The organism is Mycoplasmopsis gallinarum DSM 19816, assembly GCF_000621085.1.
GTDB lineage: Bacteria > Bacillota_I > Bacilli_A > Mycoplasmatales > Metamycoplasmataceae > Mycoplasmopsis > Mycoplasmopsis gallinarum.
Genome location: NZ_JHZE01000011.1, coordinates 35,484 through 43,494, shown reverse-complemented (window position 1 = coordinate 43,494; position 8,011 = coordinate 35,484). Strand labels below are relative to the sequence as shown.

Below are 8,011 nucleotides of genomic sequence, written 5' to 3'. Positions count from 1 at the left end.
ATTTATCTCTTAGACCAATGTATTTATCAACTTGAAAACATATTATTGGTTATATTTGCATTTGCTTCTTAAGTTTGGTTTTACTTAAATTCTTAGTTTTTAAAATAAATGATTTAACTGGTTTATCTGGCAAAGATAAATTTACTGAATATAGACTTATTGAAATGATGAAAAATGTCATATCAATTGAGGAAAAGTTTAATGGAAAAACAATAAAAACATTTAATTTGAAAGATACAAGTGTAGAAGAAAGTTGAAATGACTATCAACTTGTTCAAACAATCCTAGAAAAGATCCAAAAATAAAAAATAATATCCGCCAAAACGGATATTTTCCTTTTTATGCTACTAAGTGGGAAACGTAGGAAAAATATAAAATCTCCATCATAAAGAAGAGTTTATAATTGAATTAATTTCGGTTTGTGAATCATCATGAAAAATGATAAATTACGTAAAAATTATGTAAAAGAAGGCAAAAGAAAACTTCTTTTGTAACTCAAATGTTTGGTAAAAAATGAATAGACTCCTATTGAGCATTACTCAAAAAAGTGCTTAAACATAGAGATTTTGGCTGATGAGAACTTGATTTGGTTGCTGGTAAATTAGGTTCTAAACATTAGCATTTGCTAACATTTGTAGAAAGAAAAACAAGGTATGGAATAATTCACAAAATTCATTCAAAAGATCTATGAAATGTAAATCGACAATTTTGCAATTTAATCAAAAAATATAAATTGAATGTTAAAGGAATAATTGCTGATAATGGATTTGAATTCAAAAGAATTTTTTGTTTAGCTTACAGATTAAGAATCTATATTTACTAGAATTCTGTAAATGTGTCTTTTCAAAAGAAACAAATCAAAACTTCAATGAATTAATTAGAAGAAAGTTCAAAAAAAGAACCAATTTTGACGAAAAAGAAATTTCAAAATTACAAAAGGATATTAATGATATGTCAAGAAGGATTTTTGATTTTCAAAATGCGTTTGAATTATTTTGATTATGAAATTATTCATTTTAAAAACGAAAAACAATTCCAGAAAATAAAATACTTTATAAACTCTGAAAAAGACAATGCGTTTCAAATACTAAAAGAAATAAATTATTTAATAGGTAAAGAAGTCATAAAATGTTTTTCAAACATTGCTTGAGTTTTTTATAAAAAAACTTGAGTAACCTGTTCTATGTAGATTACATTCAAGCAGCCGTAATATGAACCACAGTTCTAAAAGATAGAAATATAAAAATTTATCGAATATTTTCGTGTATGGTCAAAGTTTTTCTTAAAATGTGCTATAATGTGAAATAAAATGACAGATAAATAAGGAGCAAAATAATGAAATACAATTATTCAGATGCAATTATCAAACTAAGAGTTAAATTGAATGTGTCACAAACTGAGCTGTCAAAAATACTTGGCGTTTCTTTTTCTTCAATCAACAGATGGGAAAAGGGAAAGTTTTCGCCCACTGTTCTAGCTAAAGAAAAATTGAAGGTTCTTTTTAAAGAAAATAATATTGAATTGGGGGAAATATAATATGTATAGACATTTTAACGAGGATACAAGAGTTAAATTTCCTGCAACAATTCAATTTTTGAGGTTGGGATACGAATATCAATCTTTAAAGGACGCTATTATTGATTTTAATACTAAAATATTTATAAATAGGTTTAAACCTGCACTTGAAAAAATAAACGGACGTACTATCGAAAATGATGAGTTATTTCAGTTAATTGCTGATATTACTAGAATGATAAAGAATAACGATTTGGGAAAAGAATTTTATTATCGTTTATTTTCTAGCGAATATCATGTAAAATTAATTGATTTTGACAATATCGAAAACAATGACTTTGCTGTTGTTGATGAACTTCCATTTAGTGTTAAAGAGTCGTCTGAAGAGGGTTCATTCCGTCCTGATATCAACATTTTAATTAACGGTATACCTTTGGCATTTTTAGAGGTAAAAAAACCAAATAACCAAGGTGGCATCCAAGTTGAATTTGATAGAATGATAAACAAGAGATTAAGCAACGATGAATATAAAAGGTTTTTCAACTTAATCCAAATAGTCTCCTTTTCTAACAATATGGAATATGAGGATGCTGATGATGAGGTTGCCGATGAAGTCAAAGCAGGATCATTTTATACAACGCCCAATGGGTTTAGCACTTCTTTCTCGTTCTTCAGAGAAGATATTATTGGTTATCATGCAAAATATAAATTTAAAGAAATTAGCGATGAAACTATACGTTATGTAATAAAAGACGGTGGCTATGATCCAACTGAAGCCGAAACTGCAGAGTTTCAAACCGCTTTGTCAGATCTTACTCCATGCAATAGATTTATTACTTCTTTCTATGACAAAGAGCGTTTCTTGTATTATTTGCATTATGGTATTATGTACCTTACAGAGATTAAGAAGATACATAACGAAACGCTTAATATAGATGAAGAAATACCAGTAAAACAAAAACATATAATGCGCTACCCTCAATTTTTTGCTACAAGAGCTATTATTAAAAGACTTGGAGAAAAAGACAAAAATGGTATTATTTGACACACGCAGGGTTCTGGTAAAACAGCATTGAGTGCATTCTCTAATTCTGTAATTAGAGACTATTTTAGTAAGAGAAAAGTTAATACGAGATTTTTCTTCATAGTGGACAGGCTTGACTTAATGATGCAAGCTACAACCGAATTCATCAACCGTGGATTTAGGGTTGTCACTGTGTCATCAAGATTGGAATTCGCAAAAGAATTGAAAAAACCACTTGATGATAAATATGATGGAATTGGTACCATCTGTGTTGTAAACATTCATAAATTAATGGAAGAGTCAAAACTCCCTATTATCTTTAATGAATATAACGTAAAAACACAAAGAATATTCTTCATTGATGAGGCTCATAGAAGTTACAATATTCACGGCGAATTTTATAAAAATTTAATGACCTGTGATAGAAATGGCATATATATTGCTATGACAGGAACTCCTCTCCTTACTAAAAAGGAACGTTCCAATCTGAAATTCGGCGACTACATTCACAAGTATTTTTTTGATAAATCTATTGCTGATGGCTATACTTTAAGAATAAAAAAAGAACAAATTGATACCGCCGCTAGAACGGAAATCAAAGAAAATCTTGAAATTGAGAATAAAGACCTTAATAGTGCTGACGTTTACGAGTCCAATGATTACGTTGAGGGAGTAAGCCGTTATATAGAAAAAGATTTTAGAAATTTTAGGCTTATAAATGCGGATTTCTCCATCGGCGGTATGATTGTATGTCGCTCTAATGCTCAAGCTAAAAAAATACACAAATGGTTTAAATTCCATAGCAATATTACAACGGGTATTGTTTTGTCTGACAGTGAAAATACAACTGTACAAAACGAAATTAATAAACAAAATCAAATTAACTTTAGGGAAAATGGCTATCCCGACATTTTGATCGTTCATTTTATGCTCACTACGGGCTACGATGTGAAACGTCTTAAAAAGATGTATTTATTAAGAGGACCTAAAGCGCAAAATTTGTTGCAGACCATTTCTAGAGTTAATAGGCCTTATAAAAGTCCTGCGGGTAAAGTATATCAATATGGTTATATTGTAGATTTTGTTGATATCGAAGAAGAATACAACAACACCCTTGATGCCTATATTAAAGAACTAGAAGAAGACATGGGCAGTGAAGATGGCGATGGATACTCTTTATCTGGACTTATTGTAGATAAAGAAAATATCAAGAAAAAGTTTGATAAATTAGTCTTGGAATTAAGAAGATTTATAAAGCAAGATAATATCGAATTTTTTGTTGATGATATGCAATATTACAACAAAGAGGCACTTTATAAAATTAAAAAACTTTTAACCGGCGTTAAAGAATGTTCTATAGAATTTAAGTTATCAAGAGCCGACGAATATTCTGCTTTAATTGATGATGATAGAGTTGATAAATACAGAAAAGCCGTTAACGACAGAATTTCCTTTATAAATCTTCATTCCACCCCGATAAATACCCTCGATATTATGAACAACGAAGAGATTATCAAGGTTATTTATGAATTTATCAAAACCAAAGTGTCTGTAATGGATTTAAACAAATTTATTCCTTCAGGCGAGAATTTTGAAAAATTCAAGAAGGTGGTTGAAGACGTGCAGATTGAAATTAAGAAAAATAAGAACAAAAAAGATATTAAAATTCAAAAGTTGGACGAGCTATTGCAAAGAATTTTTGAAAAACTCTCTGTTGCTGAGTTCTATAGCATAGACGAATTGACCGATGAATTGCGAAAAGCTTGTGAAGAAACTAAACGAATCAATCAAGAAAACGAAAGGTTGGCCTCATTTTATGGCGGCAGCTACGCCTTTGTAAAAACTTTAAACGATGCCGTTCTTGAAACCAAAATTAATAGAAGTGATATTGAAAGGTTACTCGAAGTCGTGTATGAAAATATAAAGGATACTGTTTATGACGATGTACTTCTTATGCAGGGCAAAAAAGGCTTTATCGACTCCACTAAAGCATTGGTTACAAAGAATATCATCAAGAGTGGCCTTTATAAAATAGTAAAAAATGATTATGATGAAATTTTAAGAATGCTTTATGTCAATTTATTAAACTATAAAGAAACTATCTAAGGAGCAATATTATGGTTAATTACGTAGAATTAGAAAAAAATATAAAATCCATAATTGATGATTTAAAAGGCTTATGTTCAACAAATGGGCTTTCAAATACTGCGGGGGAAGAAATTGTTGTTACTTCGGTTTTTCTTTATAAATTTTTGAATGATAAATTCATTGCCAATTTAAGAGCTTTTACCAAAGATATCGATGTTCCGTATGATGAAATAATTACAAATAATGATTATATGGACGGTTTTTACGATTCCTACCCCCAAGACGTTGCATTTGCTTACGAAGACACTATTGATTACTTGATCGGCAGCCTTAACAATAACGATTTTTATAAAAAATTTGACGAAACACTTGTAAGAATTTCTAACTATGAAAAAAATGATGCTTTTAGTGTGGATACGGCAGAAGGTACTAAAAAACCTTTGTTTACCCCTCTTTCAAACTACGTTGAGCCCTCAAAACGTAATGCATTCGCGAAAAGCATATTCTCTTACATAACAAGAGATAGATTTGACTTTGGTGATGCGTTTGAGGATAACTACGATTTCTTCTCAACAATCTTTGAGTATCTTATTTCTGACTATAATACGGCAAGCGGTAAATATGCAGAGTATTTCACTCCTCAAGCATTATCAAAAGCTATCTCTCAAATTTTAGTTAGAATGTCTCCTGTCGAAGATAGAATATATGAAATATATGATCCAAGTGCAGGGTCTGGTTCTCTTGTACTACATCTTGCAAACGAGCTCGGTGATGGTAAATTTGGTAATAAAGCACGTGTGTATACGCAAGATATCTCTCAAAAGTCATCAAGATTTTTAAGAATTAATATGCTTTTAAACGGTCTTAAAGAGTCCCTTGAAAATATTATTGAAGGCGATACTTTAACCACCCCCGCGCATTTTAAACGTAGAGGCGATAATACCTCAGGCTTAAAACATTTTGACTACATTATCTCTAATCCTCCGTTCAAAACTGATTTTTCATCTACAAGAGACACTATAAAAACAATGTGATCATCCACCGATAGATTTTTTGCAGGTGTTCCTACTATTCCTAATAAGAAAAAGAACTCTATGGCAATTTATTTACTTTTTATTCAACACATTCTTTATTCATTGAAGGAAGGCGGAAAGGCAGCAATTGTTGTTCCTACAGGATTCATCACTGGGCAAAGTGGCATTGAAAAAACTATTAGACAAACTATCGTTGACAATCATTGGTTAAAGGGTGTTATTTCTATGCCCTCAAACATTTTTGCCAATACGGGCACTAATGTTTCCGTGGTTTTCATCGATAAAACAAACCTTGATGGTGAGGTTTTGCTGATGGATGCATCAAAAATGGGTCATAAGGAAAAAATTAAGGATGTTCAAAAGACTGTATTAACGCCAGAAGAACTTCAAAAAATAGTCGATGATTTTGTAGATCACGTTGTGGAGGATGATTTTACTGTTTCGGTTAAGTACGAGGCAATAAAAGAAAAGAATTATTCTCTCTCAGCAGGTCAGTATTTTGATGTAAAAATTGAATATGTAGATATTTCTCAAGAAGAGTACGATAAAATGATTGATGATTTCAACGCTGATTTTGCCACTTATGTTGCAGAAACTACTGAATTCCAACAAGAAATAGGTAAAATATTAAAGGAGTTGAAGATAAAATGAACAAAAAACTAATGTACGAAGAAATTTCTCCATATGTTTTTGTTACAAAATTAGCTGGGTTTGAACACAGCAAATATATACAGCCTTATGCAACAAAAGAACCTGTAACAATAACGGACATTCCAATGGTACAAGGAAAAAATGTTAGAAATGGATGTTTTATTGAAAAATATGATTGGTATATAAAGGAAGAAATTTCAAACGTACTTCCAAGAAGTGTTCTTTATAAAAAATGCATACTGATTCCTTATGTGGGCAGTAATTTGGGCGAAGTAGGAATATTTCCCAATAACTATAGATGTCATTTAGCAAGCAATATTGCAAAAGTGGAATTAAATTCTAGCGATTATTTACTAGAATATATGATGTACTATATGCAATCGCCTATAGGACAATCATATTTATTCCAAGCAAAGCAGGGGTCTTCTCAGCCCAATATTACAATGGAAAGTATCAGAAAGACCCAAATTATAAAAAGACCTATTGCGGAACAAAGACAAATCGTTCACATTCTCAGTTCTATTGATGCTCAAATACAAAGAAATAATGCGATGGTTCATAAGTTACAATCTTTTAAACCAGCATTGAATTTCTCTAAAAATAGAGGAATTAAATATGCTAGTTAAGCTTGGAACTATACTTAAAGTTCAACACGGGTTTGCATTTAAAAGCGAGTATTATGTAGAAAACAGCTCGTATAGATTAGTGACTCTAGGTAATTTTAGTGAAAATAACACCTTTAAAACTAACGATGCTAAAGCTACTTATTATTGCACAGATTTTCCAAGTGAATTCATTCTGCAAGAAAATGATCTGATTATGCCCCTAACCGAACAAGTAGTTGGGTTGTTTGGCAATACCGCACTTGTTCCTTATTCAAAAGAATTTAAGTTTGTATTAAATCAGCGCGTTGGTAAGATTATATGTGATGAGCAAAAAGTTGATAAAATATATTTGCATTATTTATTAGCAACGAAAAGTGTTAAAAAACAATTAGAAGATAGAGCTAGTGGGACAAGACAAAGAAATATATCACCAGAAAATATTTACGATGTGATCGTTGATTTGCCTCCTATAGAAATGCAACGTAAAATTGGAGGAGTATTAAAAAGCATTGAAGACCAAATCGAGCGTAATAATGCTATGATTAAAAAATTACAAGTTTTGGGCAAAGCGATATATAGCAAAAACATTGATACCGTAAGATATTCTAATTTATCTATTATTTCAACTATAACAACAGGTAAAGAAAATGCTAATCATGCAACCACTAATGGTAAATACAAATTCTTCACTTGTTCCGATAGTGTTTCTCTTTGCGATGATTTTAAATTCGAGGGTAAAAGCATATTAGTGGCAGGAAACGGTAATTTTAATGTAAAATACTATGATGGTAAATTTAATGCGTATCAAAGAACGTACATTATCAAAAACAACGAAATTATTGGTGATTTATATTATACATTGCTTTTCAACACTGAGTTATTTAAGAAAAAAGCAAATGGGTCTATAATAAAATTTCTAACTATAGATATGCTAAATAAAATTTCGGTACCTTTATTCGATAATAAAACAAATTATTTATTAAATAAGTTTTTATCTGAAATAAATATTATTAGTGAAAATACAGACTATCTACTTGCATTAAAAAGCAAATTATTACCGTTGCTTATTAATCAACAATTGACATAAAAAAAGT

The 8,011-nt window shown here is 30.5% G+C and carries 5 protein-coding genes and 1 pseudogene; all 6 read left to right on the top strand.

Annotated features, from left to right (window positions below):
* Positions 1 to 305, top strand: a pseudogene (locus Q346_RS04205) (IS1634 family transposase); the annotation flags it as partial.
* Positions 306 to 1,335: 1,030 nt separating this feature from the next.
* Entirely contained in the window at positions 1,336 to 1,536 is a 201-nt protein-coding gene (locus Q346_RS0102715; RefSeq protein ID WP_027332960.1) for a helix-turn-helix domain-containing protein, read from the top strand.
* A gap of 1 nt (position 1,537) precedes the next feature.
* The gene (locus tag Q346_RS0102710; RefSeq protein WP_036438020.1) at positions 1,538 to 4,645 is read left to right on the top strand and encodes a type I restriction endonuclease; all 3,108 of its coding nucleotides are present in this window, start codon (positions 1,538 to 1,540) and stop codon (positions 4,643 to 4,645) included.
* Between the two features lie 11 nt (positions 4,646 to 4,656).
* The gene (locus Q346_RS0102705) at positions 4,657 to 6,324 is read left to right on the top strand and encodes an HsdM family class I SAM-dependent methyltransferase (protein WP_027332958.1); all 1,668 of its coding nucleotides are present in this window, start codon (positions 4,657 to 4,659) and stop codon (positions 6,322 to 6,324) included.
* The gene (locus Q346_RS04040) at positions 6,309 to 6,938 is read left to right on the top strand and encodes a restriction endonuclease subunit S (protein ID WP_027332957.1); all 630 of its coding nucleotides are present in this window, start codon (positions 6,309 to 6,311) and stop codon (positions 6,936 to 6,938) included. Before Q346_RS0102705 ends, Q346_RS04040 begins: the two co-directional genes overlap by 16 nt.
* On the top strand, positions 6,928 to 8,004 hold the full coding sequence (locus Q346_RS04035; protein ID WP_051521802.1) for a restriction endonuclease subunit S: 1,077 nt from the start codon (positions 6,928 to 6,930) through the stop codon (positions 8,002 to 8,004). The genes Q346_RS04040 and Q346_RS04035 overlap by 11 nt, the downstream gene beginning before the upstream one ends.
* Positions 8,005 to 8,011 lie beyond the last annotated feature (7 nt).